19 protein-coding genes are annotated in these 20,150 nt (G+C 62.3%); 11 read left to right on the plus strand and 8 right to left on the minus strand.

All coding sequences use genetic code 11. The annotated features are described in order from the left end of the window. Positions 1–5: 5 nt before the first annotated feature. Positions 6–641 (minus strand): LysE family translocator, encoded by a 636-nt coding sequence (locus QN224_RS12225; RefSeq protein ID WP_283976858.1) that lies wholly within the window; start codon positions 639–641, stop codon positions 6–8. Positions 642–927: 286 nt separating this feature from the next. Here QN224_RS12225 and QN224_RS12230 point away from each other — a divergent pair, with 286 nt between their 5' ends. After that, complete coding sequence (locus QN224_RS12230; RefSeq protein WP_283976859.1) at positions 928–1,374, plus strand: glyoxalase superfamily protein; 447 nt, start codon at positions 928–930, stop codon at positions 1,372–1,374. 198 nt (positions 1,375–1,572) lie between these two features. Here the strand turns inward: QN224_RS12230 and QN224_RS12235 are convergent, their stop codons facing one another. The 3 genes from QN224_RS12235 to QN224_RS12245 all read right to left on the minus strand — a co-directional run bounded on the left by QN224_RS12235 (position 1,573) and on the right by QN224_RS12245 (position 4,777). Continuing rightward, positions 1,573–2,562 carry a WD40 repeat domain-containing protein gene (locus QN224_RS12235; RefSeq protein ID WP_283976860.1) on the minus strand — a complete coding sequence of 330 codons (990 nt, stop codon included), beginning with the start codon at positions 2,560–2,562 and terminating at the stop codon, positions 1,573–1,575. Positions 2,563–2,593: 31 nt separating this feature from the next. Continuing rightward, positions 2,594–3,688 carry a GTP-binding protein gene (locus QN224_RS12240; RefSeq protein ID WP_283976861.1) on the minus strand — a complete coding sequence of 365 codons (1,095 nt, stop codon included), beginning with the start codon at positions 3,686–3,688 and terminating at the stop codon, positions 2,594–2,596. Between the two features lie 297 nt (positions 3,689–3,985). After that, positions 3,986–4,777, minus strand: coding sequence for a creatininase family protein (locus tag QN224_RS12245; protein WP_283976862.1), 792 nt, complete (start codon positions 4,775–4,777; stop codon positions 3,986–3,988). Between the two features lie 114 nt (positions 4,778–4,891). Here QN224_RS12245 and QN224_RS12250 point away from each other — a divergent pair, with 114 nt between their 5' ends. The 3 genes from QN224_RS12250 (at position 4,892) to QN224_RS12260 (ending at position 7,503) form a co-directional block, all read left to right on the plus strand. Beyond that, positions 4,892–5,389 carry a MarR family winged helix-turn-helix transcriptional regulator gene (locus QN224_RS12250; protein ID WP_173509065.1) on the plus strand — a complete coding sequence of 166 codons (498 nt, stop codon included), beginning with the start codon at positions 4,892–4,894 and terminating at the stop codon, positions 5,387–5,389. Between the two features lie 102 nt (positions 5,390–5,491). Further along, complete coding sequence (locus QN224_RS12255; protein WP_173509066.1) at positions 5,492–6,514, plus strand: LacI family DNA-binding transcriptional regulator; 1,023 nt, start codon at positions 5,492–5,494, stop codon at positions 6,512–6,514. A 23-nt stretch (positions 6,515–6,537) separates the two neighbouring features. Continuing rightward, a complete protein-coding gene (locus tag QN224_RS12260) occupies positions 6,538–7,503 on the plus strand; it encodes a 2-hydroxyacid dehydrogenase (protein ID WP_173509067.1) in 966 nt (321 codons plus the stop codon). A gap of 68 nt (positions 7,504–7,571) precedes the next feature. Here QN224_RS12260 and QN224_RS12265 read toward each other — a convergent pair whose 3' ends face one another. Then, positions 7,572–8,324, minus strand: a complete 753-nt coding sequence (locus QN224_RS12265) for a gamma-glutamyl-gamma-aminobutyrate hydrolase family protein (protein WP_173509068.1) — start codon at positions 8,322–8,324, stop codon at positions 7,572–7,574. Between the two features lie 430 nt (positions 8,325–8,754). Here QN224_RS12265 and QN224_RS12270 point away from each other — a divergent pair, with 430 nt between their 5' ends. The 6 genes from QN224_RS12270 (at position 8,755) to QN224_RS12295 (ending at position 15,826) form a co-directional block, all read left to right on the plus strand. Further along, positions 8,755–11,064: a bifunctional diguanylate cyclase/phosphodiesterase gene (locus QN224_RS12270; protein ID WP_283976863.1), complete on the plus strand. Its 2,310-nt coding sequence runs from the start codon at positions 8,755–8,757 to the stop codon at positions 11,062–11,064. Positions 11,065–11,292: 228 nt separating this feature from the next. Continuing rightward, complete coding sequence (locus tag QN224_RS12275; RefSeq protein WP_173509069.1) at positions 11,293–12,069, plus strand: hypothetical protein; 777 nt, start codon at positions 11,293–11,295, stop codon at positions 12,067–12,069. Between the two features lie 323 nt (positions 12,070–12,392). Next, on the plus strand, positions 12,393–12,617 hold the full coding sequence (locus QN224_RS12280; RefSeq protein ID WP_173509070.1) for an aa3-type cytochrome c oxidase subunit IV: 225 nt from the start codon (positions 12,393–12,395) through the stop codon (positions 12,615–12,617). Positions 12,618–12,857: 240 nt separating this feature from the next. Continuing rightward, positions 12,858–14,006 (plus strand): Re/Si-specific NAD(P)(+) transhydrogenase subunit alpha, encoded by a 1,149-nt coding sequence (locus tag QN224_RS12285; RefSeq protein ID WP_173509071.1) that lies wholly within the window; start codon positions 12,858–12,860, stop codon positions 14,004–14,006. Continuing rightward, complete coding sequence (locus QN224_RS12290) at positions 14,006–14,416, plus strand: NAD(P) transhydrogenase subunit alpha (protein ID WP_283976864.1); 411 nt, start codon at positions 14,006–14,008, stop codon at positions 14,414–14,416. Before QN224_RS12285 ends, QN224_RS12290 begins: the two co-directional genes overlap by 1 nt. Positions 14,417–14,425: 9 nt before the next feature. Next, positions 14,426–15,826, plus strand: coding sequence for an NAD(P)(+) transhydrogenase (Re/Si-specific) subunit beta (locus tag QN224_RS12295; protein ID WP_173509072.1), 1,401 nt, complete (start codon positions 14,426–14,428; stop codon positions 15,824–15,826). Between the two features lie 187 nt (positions 15,827–16,013). Here QN224_RS12295 and QN224_RS12300 read toward each other — a convergent pair whose 3' ends face one another. Together QN224_RS12300 and QN224_RS12305 are read right to left on the minus strand one after the other, a co-directional pair. After that, entirely contained in the window at positions 16,014–16,916 is a 903-nt protein-coding gene (locus QN224_RS12300) for an SDR family oxidoreductase (RefSeq protein ID WP_283976865.1), read from the minus strand. Between the two features lie 38 nt (positions 16,917–16,954). Then, the gene (locus QN224_RS12305; RefSeq protein WP_283976866.1) at positions 16,955–17,695 is read right to left on the minus strand and encodes an SDR family oxidoreductase; all 741 of its coding nucleotides are present in this window, start codon (positions 17,693–17,695) and stop codon (positions 16,955–16,957) included. 112 nt (positions 17,696–17,807) lie between these two features. On the opposite strand from QN224_RS12305, the gene QN224_RS12310 reads away from it, so the two are divergent. After that, positions 17,808–18,716: a LysR family transcriptional regulator gene (locus tag QN224_RS12310; RefSeq protein ID WP_283976867.1), complete on the plus strand. Its 909-nt coding sequence runs from the start codon at positions 17,808–17,810 to the stop codon at positions 18,714–18,716. 21 nt (positions 18,717–18,737) lie between these two features. Here QN224_RS12310 and QN224_RS12315 read toward each other — a convergent pair whose 3' ends face one another. Beyond that, positions 18,738–19,958, minus strand: coding sequence for an adenylate/guanylate cyclase domain-containing protein (locus QN224_RS12315; RefSeq protein ID WP_283976868.1), 1,221 nt, complete (start codon positions 19,956–19,958; stop codon positions 18,738–18,740). Between the last annotated feature and the right edge of the window lie 192 nt (positions 19,959–20,150).

A 20,150-nucleotide genomic window follows, 5' to 3' on the forward strand; every position in this document is an offset into this window, starting at 1 on the left:
GCAGGTTAGTTCGCAGCGCGCCGGTAAAATGCCAGCGATCCCGCGAGCGCCAGGAGCGCGCCTCCGCACACACGATCGAGCCAGATGGCGCCGGATCGCTTGAGGAAACGGACCGCTTGGGAGCCGATCAGCGCATAGCCGAACATCACCACGAAATCGATCGAAGCGAAGACGGTGGCGAGTACCGCGTATTGCGACGCCTGCGGCAGGGCAGGCTCGATGAACTGCGGCAGGAAGGCCGAGAAAAACAGATAGCCCTTCGGATTGGTGACTGCGACAAGGAAACTCTTGAGGAAGATCGCGCGTTTCGTGGCCGCGCCGCCGTCGCTCTCGCGATCGGTGGCGATGTCCAGTGTGCCGCGGGAGCGCAGCAGCATGATGCCGAGAAACGCGAGGTAGGCGGCACCCAGCCATTTGACGACCGTGAACCAGAACTCGGACGCGGCCAGCAGCGCGCCGAGACCGAGCGCCACGGCGCCGATCAGCACGAAATCCGACAGGACGGCGCCGATCATGCCTGATATCGCCCGTCTTACGCCATGGCGAGAGCCATTGGTGAGCGCAAGAAGCACGGTTGGTCCGGGGGTCGCGATGCCGATGAAAGCGACGAGCGCGAATGCAAGAATGGTGACTTCACTCATGGTGTCCTCCCTTCGCGACGCAGAGTCCTCCCACAGCTTTGGCGTGCGCGCAAGCGTGGTTCGCCTCGTTGGTGAGGTCGTCGCCATTGTTGCTGCGAGCGACGCGCGTTTGACAGCCTTCCTGTCTTCCCCTATGGAGGCGACGGGCGAGGGCCCCTGCCGTCCGCGAGCTTGAAGCTTTGGTGAAGTCCCTCTTTTCGACACGGTCACGCCGAAACGGCATGCGAACCGATGGCAATGCGGGCACCCATCCTGAAAATTGCATGCCGCAACAGGAGACCCTGTCATGACGCATGGAAAACCGACGCTCCCCGCACTCGATGCGCTGAAGGACCAGGCGAGACGCCTGCGTTCCCGGCTCGCGGCCGAGGGCGAAGCGATCAGCCACTCCAAATCGCTCGAACTCGTCGCCACGAAATACGGCTACCGCGACTGGAATACGCTTCACGCCGCCGCCGGCAACCGCCAGCCGTTCAATCCCTGGATGCTGGGGTCGCGGGTGAAGGGCCACTATCTCGGCCAGGCTTTCGAGGCGGAAATCCTCTCGGTTCATGCGATAAGCGCTGAACCGAGGCGCTATCGCCTGACGTTCAAGTTCGATGAGCCGGTCGACGTCGTGACGTTCGAAAGCTTCTCGGCGTTTCGCCAGAGGGTGACGGCGACGATAGACGAAAACGGGCGGACGGTCGAAAAGACCTCCAACGGGCGGCCGCATCTGGAACTCGAGTGGTGAGGCTTACGGTGAAGCGGATTGCGATTCGCCCCTCATCCGGCTGCCGCCACCTTCTCCCCACAGGCTGGGAGAAGGGACATTTGGCGGCCGCTTCGCCACCAAATCAAGGAATAATCATTGCCGTCTGGCGTCCCCTCGCCCCGCTTGCGCGGAGAGGGCTAGGGTGAGGGGCCTTCAGCCTGCACTGCGGAAGACAGGCTATCCAGCAAGATCCACCACGCCGCAGTCGCCGGCCGCCGAACCGAAGGCGAGCTGGCGGCCGTTCTTGCTCCACGTCATGGCAGTGATTGCACCTTTTCCAGGTCGGCGCAGCAGCACTTCCTTGCTGTCGGCGAAGCGGGCAGCGAGGATCATGCCGTCCTCGTAGCCGATGGCGACGACGTCCTCGCCCGGATGGCAGGCGACCGCCGTCACCATGATGTTGGCGCGGGTGCCGAGTTCGAGCGGCGCCTTGCCCATCGGTCCGTCCTTGCCCTGGAACGGCCAGACGATCGCGGCTGGCGCGCCGGAAGAGGCAAGCCACTTGCCCTTGGCGGACCAGGAGAGCGACTTCACCTTGGCCGGATAGCCGGTCATGCGCATGTGGCGCGCTTCGGCCCCCGCCTTGGCATCGAGCTTCCATCCGTGCAGCGCGTTCTCCTGCATGCTGGTGACGACGAAACGCCCATCGGGAGAAAATGTGACCCCGGTATGGGCGCCCTTCCATTCGAGATCGACCGGCTGGCCCGCGATCGCCACCCAATGCATGGACACACCGTTATAGCGGGCAACGGCGATGCGCAGGCCCTTCGGTGCAAAGGCAATGCCCTCGACCGTGCGCTCCTCGGGAAAATCCTTTGTCGTGCCGTCGGCCAGGCGAACATGCGTCGTCTTGCCATAGGCATAGGCGACGGCGCCCTGGGGCCCGGCCGCGACCTGCGATATCCATTTGCGTGGCGCTTCGGCAACAAGGCTTGTCGTGCCGTCGGCGAGAATGCGCATGACCTTGCCGTCCTCGCCGCCGGTCAGCAGGCTGTCGTTCGCTTCGTCACGGTCGAGCGAGAGCAGGCCGTCATGGGCTTCAATGGTCCTGTGACCATGGTCGAGGCGATGGATGGTGCCGGAGGCTTCGGCGAAGAACGGTGTGTCCTTGAGGAAGGCCACGCCGACGACGTGGCCTTCGAGATCGAGCGGAGCGACTGTCGGCATTAGTTGGCCAGGCTCTCTTGTTTATTCGGGCTCATGCCTGCACCTCGCAGGCCTTGAAGGTGCGCTCGAGCTTCTCGCGGTCGAGATCGCGGCCGATGAAGACGAGTCGCGACTCGCGCTTTTCGCCGTCCTTCCAGGCGCGCTGGTGGTCGCCCTCGATGATCATGTGCACGCCCTGGACCACGTAGCGCTCGGCATCGCCGGCAAAAGCGATGATGCCCTTCAACCGCAAGATATTCGGACCATCGGTCTGGGTGATCTTCTGGATCCACGGAAAGAAGCGGTCCGGGTTCATCTCGCCGCCGCGCAGCGAGATCGACTGCACCGTCACGTCGTGTATGGGCGAGGGGCCATGATCGTGGTGATGATGGCGATGGTCATGATGATCGTGATCGTGGTGATCATGATCATGATGGTGGTGGTCGTGATCGCAGTCGGGACCACAGACGTGATCGTGATGCTCATCCTGATCGAGGAAGTGCGGATCGTTTTCGAGCGCCTTCTCGAGATTGAAGGCGCCCTGGTCGAGCACCTTCGTCAGGTCGATCTCGGAGCGCTGTGTGCGGTAGATGCGAGCGGACGGATTGATGACGCGCACCGTCGCCTCGATCCGCTCCAGCTCTTCCGGTGTCACCAGATCGGTCTTGTTCAAGAGAACGACATCGGCGAAGGCGATCTGGTCCTCGGCCTCGCGGCTGTCCTTGAGACGCAGCGGCAGGTGCTTGGCGTCGACCAGTGCGACGACCGCGTCGAGCTCGGTCTTGGCGCGAACGTCGTCATCCATGAAGAAGGTTTGCGCGACCGGCACCGGATCGGCAAGGCCGGTGGTCTCGACGATGATCGCATCGAAGCGGCCCGGACGGCGCATCAACCCCTCGACGACACGGATCAGGTCGCCGCGGACCGTGCAGCAGACGCAGCCGTTGTTCATCTCGTAGATTTCCTCGTCCGACTCGACGATCAGGTCGTTGTCGATGCCGATTTCGCCGAACTCGTTGACGATAACCGCGTATTTGCGACCGTGGTTCTCGCTGAGGATGCGGTTGAGGAGCGTCGTCTTGCCGGCGCCGAGATAGCCCGTGAGCACGGTGACGGGGATCGGCTTCTGCGTGGATGTTTCGGTCATAGGAGCCTCGAGGATTGGCGATGCGCCGCGGGCATCAATGTCGCGTCCTCATATAGGAGATGACGGGACAATGCGCAAATAGTGGCGGGCGATTTCGTCGCGCGCTCGCCTCTCGTCCTTCGCTCGAAATGCTATCGTCACCACGCCCGGCTCGCCGGAGCTCCAGGACCGGCTTTCCGAGTTGCAAGCGGAGCTCGGCGAGCGCCGGAAAGCCGCGCACGGCACCGCCGATGACGCCGATCGTCACGAGGCGGTTCTCCGGATGTTGTCGTGTCCGCCCGCGGGCGACCAGCGGTCTTAGGCAAGTTCGTCGACGTCGAAAGCTTTCACGTCCTCGAGTAGTTCGATGATGCCTTTCACCGCGTGGGTGAGGAGGACATCACCACGCGCGGCAGTCGCCGCGCCGGCGTTGCCAGCGACGCCCTCCCGGTTAAGGTCGGACATCTTCCAGCCGAACGCATGCGGACCGTAGGCGCGCAAATGCTTGAAGCGGGCGGTGAAGTCGCTCTGGCGGGAGGGAAACCGGGCGGCCCGCGTCATGTCCACCCTGTCCGGATGGAGCGCCAGCATGACCGAGGTCTCGATGTCGCCGCCATGAACGTCGAGCGCCTTGTCCTCGGCGCTGATCCACCCTTCCGGCTGCCCGAAACGGGTCCAGCTCGTCGCGACCGCGAGCATGTTGAAGCGCACCCGCGCCTCGGTCGCGACGATCGTCATCAACGGCGAGTTGCCGCCGTGGGCGTTCAGCATCACGAATTTGCGGATGCCGAGATGCTGGAGGTTTTCGGCAATCCCGAGCCAGCGGCCGATCGCCTCGTCATAGGCGAGCGTGCGCGTGCCGGGCGCATCCATGTGTTCTACCGAATAACCGACGGGTTCGACCGGGAGGAACGTCGCCGGCAGGTCCTCGGGGAGCGCCGCGATGACGCGCCGAACGATGCCCTCGGCGATCAGCCGATCGGTTTCGACGGGAAGATGCGGCCCATGCTGCTCGTGCGCGCCGAGCGGCAGCACCGCGATCCATTCCTTCCGCTCGGAAGGTGCGAGGTCTGCGGGATTATCGTTCCAGTGGGCCTCGGGCATCGACATTTCTCTTCGGTTCTCCGTCCCGATTGTCGTAAAATTGTTATTTGAGTCATACAGTTCGTAATCACAAGCTGTATTGCTATAAAGGGAAGTGTACGGGATTCGGCGGGAGGTCCAATGGGCAAGAAGAGCAAGGCCGAAAAGAAAGGCAAGAACGGCAAGAAGAGGGACGAGCTTGCCGTCGAGCCGCACGACCTTGCTTCAGTTCTTGTACAGGCGGCGCGCTCGATGCGCACCGTACTTTCCCGCAATCTGCATGAAAGCGGCCTTTATGCGGGGCAGGATGGCGTGATGCTCGCGCTGGCCGAGACCGACGGCCTGACGGCAGGCGCTCTCGCTGCAAAGCTCGGCGTCAAGGCGCCGACGATGACACGCACGATCGGCCGCATGGAGGCGCAAGGCTTCCTGGAACGCCGCCCGGACGAAGAGGATGCGCGGCTGACCAAGGTCTACCTGACCGCGCCAGGGCGTGAGCGGCTGCAGACAATTGCGGAGGCCGGGCAGCATTCCGAAAAGCTCGCCACACGGGGCCTGACCGACAAGCAGGTGCGTACCCTCCTCAAACTTCTGCGCGTGGTCGACAGCAATCTGCAGGCGGCAAGGGCGCCCGATTGATCCGTGCCCCTGCGGTGACACTTCCCGATTGCGGCGGCGATTTAAACAGTTTAAAGAGGATTTAAAACGGGCTGACGAGATCGGTTGAAATTGGGGGGCATAGTGGCGCAAAAGGTCAAGCTTTCGACAATCGCGGAAACCCTCGGCCTTTCAACGGCGACAGTATCCCTGGCATTGCGTGACAGCCCGCTGGTGGCGACCGTTACGCGCGATAAGATCAAGGAGCAGGCACGGGCGCTCGGCTATATATACAATCGCCGCGCCGCCAGCTTGAGGACGTCGCGTTCGGGGATCATCGGTGTCGTCGTGCACGACATCATGAATCCGTTCTACGGTGAAATCCTCAAGGCGATCGAGGCTGAACTCGATCGCGACAAGCAGACCTTCATCCTCTCCAATCATTACGATTCCGTCGAGAAGCAGCGCGACTTTATCGAGACGCTGCTGCAGCTTGGCGGCGACGGCGTCATCATGTCGCCGGCGATCGGCACCCCACCTGAAGATATCCAGCTTGCCGAGGACAACGGCATGCCGGCGATCCTGATCGCCAGGTCGATCGAAGGACTCGACGTGCCGATCTTCCGCGGCGATGACGCCTATGGCATTTCGCTCGCGACCAATCACCTCATCGGGCTCGGCCACCGCTGCATCGCAATGGTCGGCGGCACCGACCAGACCTCGACCGGCCGCGATCGCTATCAGGGCTATGTGAACGCGCTGCGCAAGGCGAATATCGACGTCGATCCCGACTTACGCATTCCCGGTCCTCGCTCCAAGCAGGGCGGCTTCGAGGCGGCGGTGCATCTTTTGTCGCTGCCGCAAAAGCCGACGGCGGTCGTCTGCTGGAACGACCTGGTGGCGATCGGCATGATGAACGGCATCGCCCGCGCCGGGCTGGTGCCGGGTGTCGATATTTCGGTTACAGGGTACGACGATCTCGAGGAAGCTTCGATTGCGACTCCGGCGCTGACGACAGTCTGGAACGGTCAGGCCGACGTCGGCCGCAGCGCGGCGCGGGCGCTTCTCGACAAGCTCTCCGGCAGCCATGAGCCGGACGGCATCCACCTGATAAAGCCGGAAATGCGCATTCGCCAGTCGACCGGTCCGCTCCGCGTCACCGCCTGAAAAGGTTCCTGAAAGGAGCATCCATGTCCGAGAGCCGTCCCAGAATTCTCGTGCCCGGCAAGATCAACCAGCGCATTCTCGACCGGCTCCCTGAAATGTTCGAGATCGTGCGCATGGAACGGGCCGATGCGGAGCTGGTGGCGCCGGACATGGCGGATGTCGTCGGCATAGCGGTCTCCGGCCGCCTGCCGGTGGACCTCATGGATGCATTTCCTCATCTCGAAATCGTCGCCAATTTTGGCGTTGGCTATGACGGCGTCGACGTTACCCGCGCGGCGGCGCGAGGAATTGTCGTCACAAACACGCCGGATGTCCTGACCGAGGAAGTCGCCGATACCGCGATCGGCCTACTCATCAACACGCTGCGGCTCCTGCCGCAGGCAGAGCAATGGCTGCGGCAGGGCCGCTGGATCCGGGAAGGGGCCTTTCCGCTTTCCCCGCTCTCGCTCCGGGGGCGCAAAATCGGGCTCTTCGGCCTGGGGCGGATTGGCCTTGCGATCGCAAGGAGACTCGAAGCCTTCGGCGTCTCGATCGCCTACCACACACGCACGCCGCGCGAGGGGCTAGCCTTTGCATATCATTCGAGCCTCAAGAGTCTTGCCGAAGCGGTCGACACGCTGATCGTGATCGTACCGGGCACGTCAAGCACACTGAAGGCCGTCAACGCCGATGTTCTGGCGGCGCTCGGGCCGCAGGGCGTGCTGATCAATGTGGGCCGCGGCTCGACCGTGGACGAGGCCGCGCTGGTGGCGGCCCTCCAGAACGGTGTCATCGCGGGAGCGGGGCTCGATGTCTTCGAAAATGAGCCACATGTGCCGGAGGCCCTGCTGGCCCTTCCGAACGTGTCGCTTCTGCCGCATGTGGCATCCGCGTCTGTGGTGACCCGCAATGCAATGTCCGATCTCGTCGTCGACAATTTGAAGGCGTGGTTTTCGACCGGAGAGGCCCTCACGCCGGTCGTTGAAACGCCGTTCCGGCGCAAAGGCTGAAAGCGCATTCCAGGAAAAGTGTGTAACGTTTCCGTCCGGAATTGCGTGGTCTCAAAGAGCCAGCGAGATCAGGCCTTCGCCTCTCTATAGCCACGCACCGCATCACCAAAGGCCTTGAAAAGCGAGGCCGAGGGCGCATCGGTCTTCACCCAGTATTCCGGATGCCATTGCACGCCGACGGCGAAGGCCTTGGCGCCGATGACCGACACCGCCTCTATCGTACCGTCGTCGGCTACCGCTTCGACGGCGAGGCGCGGCGCGGTCGCGGCGATCGCCTGCCGGTGCAGGGAGTTGACCCTGATGCGGCCGACGCCGAGAACGGGCGCCAGGCAGCTTCCTTCCTTGACGATCACGTCCTGGCGAATGCCGTAGGCGACGTCGAGTTCGGGGACATCGGGCTTGCGATGATCCCAGATGCCCGGCTGGTCCTGGATTTCGGTCGCGAGCGTGCCGCCGAGGGCAACGTTGAGCTCCTGAATGCCGCGGCAGATGGCGAGCAGCGGAATGCCGCGATCAAGCGCGCGGCGGATCAGCGGCAGGCTGGTGGCATCGCGACCGGGATCGAACGGACCGTCAGCGTCCGTCGCTCGCCTTCCGTAGAGGGAAGGGTGGACATTGGAGCGTGCGCCGCTGGCGAGAACGCCGTCGACGCGATCGAGGATCTCATCGATGTCATTGCCGGTTTCCAGCGCGGGAATGAGAAATGGCATGACACCAGCGCCTTCGACCGCCGCACGCACATATTGATGGGCGGCAACATGCCAGACATTGCCGTCGAATTCGCGAAAGTCGCAAGGGACCGCAACGACAGGTTTCGACATCATCAAACTCCGTTTCCGTTCGAAAAAGCCTTGCAGTCAGATATTGGTTAAAGTCAACTATGGAGAATCGTTGCCGATGATCCGCGGCCGGCGACCCGGTTCGTCCGGCGGCTCCGGAGATGAGCGCGGCAGGAATTAAGGGCATTTCTTCAAGGTCGGGTAACCATTTCATCCGGAAAAAAGCAGCGGCGCCTCAGCCAGTCGAAGAAATGTGCAAGTCGCAGTCCGAATTTCTGACGCAGAAATACTATGCTTGGTTGTGAAAGCCGGGCTTATTTCGAGTCTTCTACAATACTGGGTTGAATCGGTGCATCTACCCCAATGCCGTTTTGCAAGCTATCCTGCAATTTGGCAGGTCTTTCGGGAAGTTAGGCGAAATCTTTCGTTAAGTCCTCGACCTTAACAATCCGGCAAACCCGGAGCTTGGTTCATGATGCCCAATGAACGGGGCGCTCTTCCGACAGATGTCTACCTGTCGTCTGTGAGTTCGCTCTATGAACATCGCCGGACGCTGGTGATCGGCATGCTGTCGCATGTCGTGACCTTCCTGCTTGTCTTTCTCAAGACCTCCGATCCCCTCTATCTGACCTGCGCCGCGACTATTGTCGTCGTTTGGGCGCTGCGCAACATCGACATGGCCCGGTTCGACCGGCAGGATTTTTCCGGCGCCGACAACGCGACCGTCAGAAAATGGGAGAACCGATACATCGTCGGCGGCGTGAGCGTGACGCTGACCTGCGGCATTGCCTGCGGATATGCAATCGCCGTCAGTCAGGATTCCTTCTCCGAACTGGCGTGCATTTCGGTGACGCTCGCGTCTATGATCTCGCTTGTGGGCCGGAACTATGGTTCCGAACGGGCAGTCCTTTTGTTGTCGTCGGCGGCCTGCCTGCCGATCGTGGTCGGTCTCTTGACCCTGCAAGACCCCTACATGCTCGTCCTGGCGGTGCTGATATTGCCTTTCATCCTGACCACCTGGACGATGGCGAACAATGTGCGCGCCTTTCTTTACGAGAATGTCCTCGCCGCGCGGGAAATCGCGACGATTGCCGGGCAGTTCGACGCGGCACTCAACAACATGACCCACGGGCTTTTCATGCTCGACGGCCACAATCGCATCGTGGTCGCGAATGAACGCGCCTGCGAACTCCTGAGGCTCGGCGACAAGGCCGATCTCAAGGACCGCCTGCTCAGCGAAGTGCTGGAACATGCCGCCGACCGCATGTCGCTTGGCGCGGACAACAAGGACAAGATCGCGCGGCAGCTCGATTTGCTCATCCAGGGAAAGCGGTCGCGAGCGCTGATCTCCACGTCACAGGACCTCTCGCTCGAATTTTCGGCGAATCGACGCGACAACGGCGAGATCGTGTTGATCTTCGAGGATGTGACGGCACGCGTGCAGGCGGAAAGGCAGATCCTGCAGATGGTTCGCTTCGATACGCTGACGGGACTGCCGAGCCGAGACTATTTTGCCGAACTTGCCCATAACGCGATGCTTGCCAATGGCGGGCATCAGCGCGACGTGGGCTTTCTCCTCGTCGACGTGGCGGAATTCAAGCACGTCAACGATACACGAGGGCATATCGTCGGCGACAAGCTGCTTCAGGCGATCGCCGAACGCCTCAAGAGCCTTGCGGGCAACGATGCGATTGCCGCCCGCCTGATGGGCGACGAGTTCGTGGTCTTCTTTCCCAACAAGGCAAATGCCTCCGATCTGGAAGACCGGATCCGGGCCGTGCATGCCGGCATGCGTGGCATTTACGTGGCCGGCGGCTTCACGTTCAACATGACCATGAGCGCCGGCTTCGTCATCGTGGAAAGCGGCGATTTCCGTTTCGAGGAACTGCAGATCAAGGCGGATCTGGCGCTCTCGGAGACCAAGGCAAAGAACAAGGGTGGCTGCACGGCCTTCGAAGGCGAGATGGACGCCCGCTATCTCGACCGGCAGAAGCTCAAGAGCGATCTGCGCGACGCGCTCGCCGCAAATAGCTTGAGCCTGTCCTACCAACCGATGTTCACTCCGGACGGATCGCGGATCGAATGCTGCGAGGCGCTGGCGCGTTGGACGCATCCGGAGCGTGGGCCTGTGCCCCCGAACGTGTTCATCCAGCTTGCCGAAGAGATGGGGGTCGTCACCGACATCACGCGCTATGTTCTGCGCCAGGCATGCACGGACTGCATGCGCTGGCCGGCGGACGTATCCGTGTCGGTCAACCTTTCGGTCCTCGATCTCAGGGGCGACGAGATCGCTTCAATAGTCACCGAGGCACTGCGGGAAACGGGGCTGGACCCGGCGCGGCTGCACCTCGAAGTGACGGAAAGCTGCCTGATGGATGAGCCGACCAAGGTCCAGGGCATCCTCCGAGACCTGCATGACCGCGGCATAACCATCGCCATCGATGATTTCGGGACCGGCTATTCGAGCCTCAGCTATCTCGATGCGCTGCCTGCGGGCATCATCAAGATCGATCGGTCCTTCGTTCGCAACATCCGTGAAGACGCGCGCCGCTTCAAGCTGCTGCGGGGCACCGCCAATCTCGCCCGTGCCCTTGGCCTGAAAACGGTTGTCGAGGGCGTGGAGACTGCGGATCAGCTGCAGCTGATCAATGAGTTCAACTGCGCCGATCTGATACAGGGTTATGTCTTCGCAGCACCGATGCCGGCCTCCGCAATCGACGCCTTGTGCAAGCAAGGTGCACGGAAACGAGCCACGAAGTCGTCCAGCCAACGCATCGCCTGACGCCGTGTCTTAACCCTGGCGCATTCGTTTCAAGATCTGCCGCGCTCCGCAATTCCGCCCGCAGCGGCCTCTCGCCGATGGTTTTCGGTCCTCAACTTGCGGATTTACCATAAAACTTAACCCTTTGTTAAGGTTAACAAAAGGTTAAGTGCAGTCTGTGTCATTTTGTGGTTGCCACCTCGTCAACCGTCAATAGGTTAACCCTTTGTTAACTATGGGGGTCGATTGATGGGTGCTGATGGGCGCCAGGCGGAGCCTGGGATTTTTTCCGAGAAGCTGATGCAACTGCTCGATCGCGTCGAATACAGGCGCGTCGAAACCGGCGAGGACATGGAAGACATCGCGCGGCTCAGGTACAAGGCTTACAAGGCCGTCAACCTGATGGAGCTGACAGGGTCGACACTGATCGATGACCTCGACTTCGACAGCCATGCCTATGTCTTCGGCATCTACCTCGACGAAAGCCTGGTCAGCACGGTGCGTGTCCATCACGTGACGCCGGACCATCGGGCAAGCACGTCCGGAATTATCTTCGGTCCGGAGATCGATACCTTCCTGGACGCGGGTATGGTGCTGATCGATCCGGGCCGGCTTGCCGTGGACCCTGAGGTGCTAGGCGACGAGATGCGGGCGCTGCCCTATCTGACGCTGCGGCCGGTCGCGATGGCTTGTGAATATTTCACCGCCGACCGCTGCCTGACGGCTTGCCGACCGCGCCATGCGGCCTTCTACAAGCGTATCTTTGCCTCCGAGACGGTCGTGGCGTGCCGGGAAAATCTGGGTGTCTACAATGCCGACGGCGCCCTGCTGGTCGCGCGGGTGCGTGGTCAACGACCCTCCATCCTCGATCGCTATCCGATTTTCGACTCCGAACCGTTCGAGCGGCGGATGATGTTTGCGGACCGCAACGAGGTGCCGTTCGCACCGCTGACGATCCTGCCGACCGCGCGAATTGCGCAAGGCGGCTACCGTCGCGCCTCCTCTCGCTTCTCCGCGAGCGGCTGACGACCGAATGTTTCCTTAAATCGCAGCCGGTTTAAGAATAAAAACATGCAGGATGCAAAATGCTACAGCGCCCATTGCGCGTCCGATTTGGACGCGCGGCGCTGTAGGCAGGTCGGTTCCAGCCAACGAAAGAGCGCGAACAGGATATCGTTTATGCCGCAGTCTGGCGGGCGAGTTTTCGTTGCGCATGGCTTTCGCATTGTGTATGCGGAGCTAAAGGACTGTCTGCTCACATGCCCGGCAGGCGGTTCCGTCGTGGATCAAGTTTGAAAGGCGGACGGGGCCACTGGCCGCGCCCCGCAGCATTCTGGGAGAATTGGACGATGGCAGAGCATCATTCGGGACCGGTCGAAACGGGCGCTCCGATGGACTATTCCGAGCATGAGAAGACCTACAACCTCTTCCTGAACGCGACGAAATACGGCACGTTGTTCTGCGCAACGCTGCTGATTGCGATGGCTGCGGCCTTCTTCACGACGATGGGCTTCTTCAGCTCGCTCGTGCTGTTGATCATCCTCAACGTGGCCGGTTTCTTCCTTCTTCGCTGACCGGTTTCTCTGACATTCCTTGCCGGTTGCGGGGCAGGAGGGCGCCCCGTCTCCGGCCGTCGGACGCAATCCGGCTCTACCTCACCGCGTGAGGAACGTTTTCGGCGGCGGGCGTGCCCGCCTTCGACGGAAGAGTGCCTGTCACCATGGATGCGGCCCGCCATAAGGGTGGTCGCTCCAGCAGTCGAACAAGATACTCGTGGTCCGGCCTCGGCTCGATTGCGAGTCGGGAGGGGACTTGTGAGCGAGGTTGTCTTTATCGCCAAGGAAACGGATGCGCACGAAGGGCGCGTCGCGGGTTCGGTCGAAAGCATCAAGAAACTGAAGTCGCTGGGCTTCGACGTGGTCGTCGAGGCCGGCGCCGGCCTGAGGTCGCGCATTCCTGATGCGGAATACGAGAAGGTTGGCGCGCGCATCGGGCCGACGGCGGATGCCGCGAGCGCCGACGTGGTGCTGAAGGTGCGCCGGCCCACAAACGCCGAGATCGCGAGCTACAAGTCCGGCGCGATCGTCATCGCGATCATGGATCCCTATGGCAACGAGGCCGCCATCGCGGCGATGGCCGGCGCGGGCTTGACCTCCTTCGCCATGGAACTGATGCCGCGCATTACCCGGGCGCAGTCGATGGACGTCTTGTCGTCCCAGGCCAACCTCGCCGGCTATCAGGCGGTGATCGACGCGGCTTGCGAATATGATCGGGCGCTGCCGATGATGATGACGGCGGCTGGCACCGTGCCGGCGGCGAAGATCTTCGTCATGGGCGCCGGTGTTGCCGGTCTGCAGGCGATCGCCACCGCGCGGCGTCTCGGCGCTGTCGTCTCGGCCACCGATGTCAGGCCCGCCGCCAAGGAGCAGGTCGCCTCGCTCGGCGCCAAGTTCATCGCCGTCGAGGACGAAGAGTTCAAGGCGGCCGAGACCGCCGGCGGCTACGCCAAGGAGATGTCGAAGGAATATCAGGGGAAACAGGCCGCGCTTGTCGCCGAGCATATCGCCAAGCAGGATATCGTCATCACCACGGCGCTGATTCCCGGCCGGCCGGCGCCGCGTCTGGTCACGCGCGAGATGCTGAAGACGATGAAGCCCGGCTCGATTGCCGTCGACCTCGCGGTCGAGCGTGGCGGCAATGTCGAGGGCGCGGAAGCCGGCAAGGTCGTCGCCGTCGATGGCGTCAAGGTCATCGGCCACTTGAACGTGCCGGGCCGCATCGCCGCTTCCGCCTCGCTGCTCTACGCCAAGAACCTCGTCACCTTCCTCGAGACGATGGTCTCGAAGGAGACCAGGGCGCTGGCGCTCAACATGGAGGACGAGCTCGTCAAGGCGACGGCGCTGACCCACGGCGGGGCCGTGGTGCACCCAGCCTTCGGCGGCGCGAAAGAGGGGGACAAGTGATGGCGAATGAACTTCTCGACAAGGCGCTCACCGATCTCGAACGGGCGGTCGAAGCGGTCAGGACCGCGGCCGAATACGTGCCCGATGCGGCCGGAGCGGTCGCGCATGGCGCCACCGGCGGCGCTATCGATCCTTTCGTCTTCCGTCTCGCGATCTTCGTATTGGCGATCTTCGTCGGTTACTACGTCGTGTGGTCGGTAACGCCGGCCTTGCATACGCCGCTGATGGCGGTGACCAATGCGATCTCCTCGGTGATCGTCGTCGGCGCGCTGCTGGCGGTCGGGATCTCGGCTTCGGGGCTTGCCACCGGTTTCGGCTTCGTCGCGCTGGCGCTTGCCTCGGTCAACATCTTCGGCGGCTTCCTGGTCACCCAGCGCATGCTCGCCATGTACAAGAAAAAAGACAAGTGAGGCCGGCCGATGAACGCTAATTTCGCAGCCTTCCTCTATCTCGTCTCCGGCGTCCTCTTCATCATGGCGCTCCGCGGCCTTTCGCACCCCACCACCAGCCGCCGGGGCAACACCTACGGCATGATCGGCATGGGCATCGCCATCGTTACGACGCTCTTTCTGGCGCAGCCGTCGGTCGGCGGGTTCCTGCTGATCGTGCTTGGACTTGCGCTCGGTGGCGGTGCCGGCGCCTACATCGCCAAGCGCATTCCGATGACGGCGATGCCGCAGCTCGTTGCCGGCTTCCATTCGCTCGTCGGCCTTGCCGCGGTACTGGTGGCCGCCGCTGCGCTCTATGCGCCGTCCTCGTTCGGCATCGGCGAGATCGGTGCGATCCACGCCCAGGCGCTCGTCGAAATGGCGCTCGGCGTCGCCATCGGCGCGATCACCTTCACCGGCTCGGTCATCGCCTTCCTGAAGCTCGACGGCCGCATGTCGGGCAAGCCGATCCTTCTGCCCTACCGCCATGCGATCAACATCGCGCTCGTCGCCCTCGTCGTCTTCTTCATCATCGGGCTGGCACTGACCGAAAGCCATTTCGATTTCTGGGCGATCGTTCTCCTGTCGCTGGTGTTCGGCGTTCTGATCATCATCCCGATCGGCGGCGCCGACATGCCGGTGGTCGTGTCGATGCTCAATTCCTATTCCGGCTGGGCGGCGGCCGGCATCGGTTTCACCCTCGGCAACCTGGCGCTGATCATCACCGGCGCGCTGGTCGGCTCGTCGGGTGCGATCCTCTCCTACATCATGTGCAAGGGCATGAATCGCTCGTTCGTCTCGGTGATCCTCGGCGGCTTCGGCGGCGAGACGGCGCAAGCCGGCGGCGACGACGGCATCCAGCGGACCGTCAAGCAGGGCTCGGCCGACGACGCCGCCTTCCTGATGCAGAACGCCTCGAAGGTGATCATCGTGCCGGGCTACGGCATGGCGGTGGCACAGGCGCAGCACGCGCTCCGGGAACTCGCCGACAAGCTCAAGGAAAATGGCGTCGAGGTCAAATACGCCATCCACCCGGTCGCCGGGCGCATGCCCGGCCATATGAACGTGCTGCTCGCCGAGGCCAACGTGCCCTATGACGAGGTTTTCGAGCTCGAGGATATCAACTCGGAATTCGCCCAGGCCGATATCGCCTATGTTATCGGCGCCAACGACGTCACCAACCCGGCGGCGCGCGACGACAAGACCTCGCCGATCTACGGCATGCCGATCCTCGACGTCGACAAGGCCAAGACCTGCGTGTTCGTCAAACGCTCGCTCGGCTCCGGCTATGCCGGCATCGACAACACGCTGTTCTACAAGGACGGCACGATGATGCTGCTCGGCGATGCCAAAAAAGTCACCGAGGAAATCGTCAAGGCCATCAATCACTGACGAGATCGCAGAATTCAGACGGAGATGCCCGCCGCGAGGCGGGCATCTTTGTGTTTGAACGCCACGCAATTCCGGACGGAGAAACCGTTAGACACTTCTCCTGGAACTGCTCAGCTTCATCCGAGGCTCCGGCCACACGGGTAAACGATCGTCGCCTGCGATCGGTGGCGAGCCTGAATCTTTAAGATCAGCCGATGACATGCGGCTTCAGCAGATCCTGAAGCCCGATGTTGCGATACATTTCCGCCCGAACGCGGTCGGCGACGCCATTGACGATTTCCGCGCCGTCCTGAGAGGGATCGACGTGTGTACGGAAAGGACGGGTGCCGAAGGGCATTTTGACGATATCGACGATGGCAGCCGCAACGGCGCCCGCGTCAGCATCGGCCGGCTCGAGTGCGGCCAAGCCCGTCAGCGCCTGTTCGGGCACACCCTTGTACGGACCTTCGGTATATTCGCTGGCGCGCGCCGTATCCGCCGGTGTGCCGGAATGGGCGAAGTGGTTGGTTCCCCTGGTGAAGGCGCCCGGGACGATGATGGCGGTTTCAATGCCCCAACGGGTGAGTTCGGAGGCGTAGGAGACAGCGAGCGAGTCCATCGCGGCCTTGGCGGCGAAATAGGGCGCCAGGAAAGGCGGCGTGCCGCCGCGCGTGCTCGAAGACGAAACCCATACAACCAGCCCCTTGCCCCGCTTGCGCATGTGGGGAAGGGCAGCCCGGTTCACGCGCTGCGTCGAGAGCACGTTGACGTCGTAAAGCGCGGCAAACTGGTCCGGCGTGAACGCCTCGGCGGGACCGAAGGACATATGGCCGGCATTGTGCACGATTACATCAATCCGATCCTGATCGGCGACGATCCTGGCGATCGCCGCGTCGACGGAGTCGTCGGAGATGACATCGAACTCGATTGGCCGAAGATCGACGCCATTCTCGACGGCGAATGTTTTCGCCGCCTCGGCCTGGGTTGCGTTGCGGCCGTCGGTTGCGCGCATGCCGGCATAAACCACATGCCCCGCCTTTGCGAGTGCGCGGGCGGTGAGGGCGCCAAAGCCGCTGGAGGCGCCGGTGATGACGATAACGTCCTTGCTCATGAGTTGATCTTCCATTGGGTTGAATTGAATGGGTACGCTCAGGCGACGCCGCCGTTAGCGCGCAGGACCTGGCCATTCACCCAGCCGGCGTCGGGACCGGCGAGGAAGGCGACGACATTGGCGATGTCGTCCGGTTGGCCAAGCCGTTCGAGCGGCGGCATCTTGGCGAAATTGGCGATCAGCTCGTCGCTCTTGCCGGTAAGGAAGAGATCGGTGGCGATCGGGCCGGGGGCGACGGCGTTGACGGTGATGTTGCGACCGCGCAGTTCCTTCGCGAAGACGCGGGTGAAGGCTTCGACCGCCGCCTTGGTGCCGTTGTAGGCAGCGTAGCCGGGCATGTTCAGCGCCAACGTCGTCGATGAGAAATTGACGATCCGGCCACCATCTCGCATCCGCCCTGCGGCCTCGCGCATCGTGTTGAATGTGCCCTTTGCGTTGATTGCGAATTGGCGGTCGAATTCGTCGTCGCCGGTGTCGGCGAGCGTGGCGGTCTTCAGAATACCGGCATTGTTGACGAGGACATCCACGCCCCCGAACGCCGTTTCCGCAGCATCGAACATCCGGCGCACGGCTTCGGCGCTGCTGACATCCGCCTTGGCGGTCAGGGCGCGGCCGCCTCCCTCCTCTATCCTGTGCGCCAGCGCCTCGGCGGGCGCGGCTTCGCCGGAATAGTTGATGACGACGGTAAAGCCATCCCTTGCCAGGCGTTCGGCGATGGCGGCGCCAATGCCGCGCGAGGCGCCAGTGACGATTGCAACCTTGTTCGTATTTGCAGACATCTCTTCTCTCCTTCGATTGAAGCGCATTGCGTGTTGACAAGGAGAAGATGCCCCTGTTTCGATTACGGATAATCATGCGTTACTCGCCAACACTATCCGGACTAATCGAACAATGGACAGATTGGATGCCATGCGGGTCTTTTCCCGCGTCATCGAGCGGAGAAGCTTCACGCTCGCCTCCGAAGATCTCGGCCTGCCGCGCTCGACCGTGACCGATGCGGTCAAGCAACTCGAGGCGCGGCTCGGTGTGCGGCTCCTGCAGCGCACGACGCGGCATGTGAGCCCTACGCTTGATGGCGAGGCCTATTATCAGCGCTGCATCGCCATTCTGGACGATATCGAGGATGCCGAGGGTGCGTTTGCCGGGGCGAAGCCAAAGGGGCTTCTCAGGGTCGATGTTCACGGCACGCTGGCACGACACTTCGTCCTACCCAGCCTTCCGGCCTTTCTCGAAACTTATCCCGATATAGAACTCTACATGAGCGAAGGGGATCGCCTGGTGGATCTGGTCCGGGAGGGTATCGACTGTGTGTTGCGTGTCGGCGAGCCGCAAACAAGCGACATGATCGGACGGCGCGTGGCGATGCTCGATGAGATCACTTGCGCCTCCCCGGCCTATATCGCGCGTTTCGGCCTGCCGAGCGCGATCGACGACCTCGATAGACACAGGATGATCGGGTTTCGCTCCTCGGCGACGGGCAATCTGCTGCCGCTCGAGTTTGTCGAGGAGACGGTTGTTCGCACAGTTACGCTGCCGGCAACCGTCGCCGTCAACGCGGCGGAAAGCTTCGTGGCGGCGGCGCGGCTGGGGCTTGGCCTCATTCAGGCGCCGCGCTACCACGTCGAGAGCGACCTGGAAAACGGCACGCTTATCGAGGTCTTGAAGCATTGCCGGCCGACGCCGACGCCGGTTTCGCTGTTTTATCCGCGCAGTCGGCAGCTTTCGCCGCGCGTGCGCGTGTTCATCGATTGGTTGGTCAGGGTGTTCGCCGAGAAGCGCTCCGCCGATGCGATGTCGTAAGACGATGTGATGTCGTAAGAATCAACCGGCAGCAATCTCCGGGTCCCAGGTAAAAAGCTCCCTTGCACGGGCGATGCCGCGCAACGCAAAACGGCCAAGCGACACGGCGTCGGCGCGAAGCGCAGGTGGGCACGCCTCGACGAATTCCGAAGACATGATCACATGTCGTTCGACCGACCGGCACATCGACGCGATCCGGCTTACCTCGTTGACCGCCGGGCCGACGACCGTGAAGTCGAGCCGGCTCTGGCTGCCGATATTGCCGTAAAAGACTTCGCCGATATGCAGGCCCAGGTAGACGTCGGTCGTCGGCTTTCCGTCTTCGAGCCGCTGTGCGTTCATCTCGCTCAGCATCAGGCGCAACTGCCGCTCGGCGGCGACTGCCGAGGCGCAGGCGCTGGCGCGGTCCTCGGCTTTGAAGATTGCAAGTACGCCGTCACCGATGAGCTTCAAGACGCTGCCGCCGTGGTCGTGGATGGCGGTGATCACGGTTCCGGCATAGTCGTTGAGAAGCGGAATGATTTCCTCTGGTGCGACCGTATCGGAGATCCGCGTATAGTTGCGCAGGTCGGAAAACCACATGACGGTCTCGATTTTCTCGGCCGACCCACGCACGATACTGCCCTTGACGACGCGCTGCCCGGCGTCCTGGCCGAGATAGACATCGGCAAGCGTGCCGATGATGCGTACGCATGAGGCCGCCTTGACGGCGAGCGCAAGCGTCGGCAACAGCACTCTCAGGGCATTGAGGTCCTCTTCGCTGAAGCCCCCCTTCTTTTTCGTCGTCCAATAGGAGTAAAAGCAATCCATCTCGCCGACGCGGCCCTGATCGGTGAAGTAGTGGATCGTGGTGAAGCAGTCCGTGTGCCCTTCGGCCTTCAACGTGTCGAGAAAATTGTAGGGAATGGACGTTTCAGCGGCGAGTCGGATGCGGCGCTCCGCCTGACGTTCCATGAGCATGTGATAGAAGATCGAGCGCTGCCAGCTCGCCTGCATCTCGCCGGTGGCGGTCGATCCATAGGGAGTGACCTCGGGGACGTCCCCGCTTTCGCTGTCCCAAGTGAAGGAACGGCCCTCGATTTCGGGATGAAGCGTGTCGATCAGGCCGAGCGCACGCTCGATGGGGATTCCGGCCTCTTGGCACCGCTCGCAGAAGCCGGCGAGCAGCTCGGGTTCCTCGCTCCCCCGGATTCCCTGCTCGGATGTCCATAGTATCAGCTCGCGGATCTGCTGGTCGTTCATCATTCTTCCTGACGACATCTGCCTCTTGCTGCCACCTGCGGGCAAATGACCGATACCATAAGCTATTCGACATTTGCTCGTTCGAACAGTTGCAGTTCGCTCTGCTTGAGCTGCCCCAGAGCATGTCTGAATGGCAAAGGCCCCGGATTGACCGGGGCCTTGAGCCTGTTTTCCGCGACATGGCGGACTCTG

Source organism: Sinorhizobium sp. 7-81 (assembly GCF_030124405.1).
GTDB lineage: Bacteria > Pseudomonadota > Alphaproteobacteria > Rhizobiales > Rhizobiaceae > Sinorhizobium > Sinorhizobium psoraleae.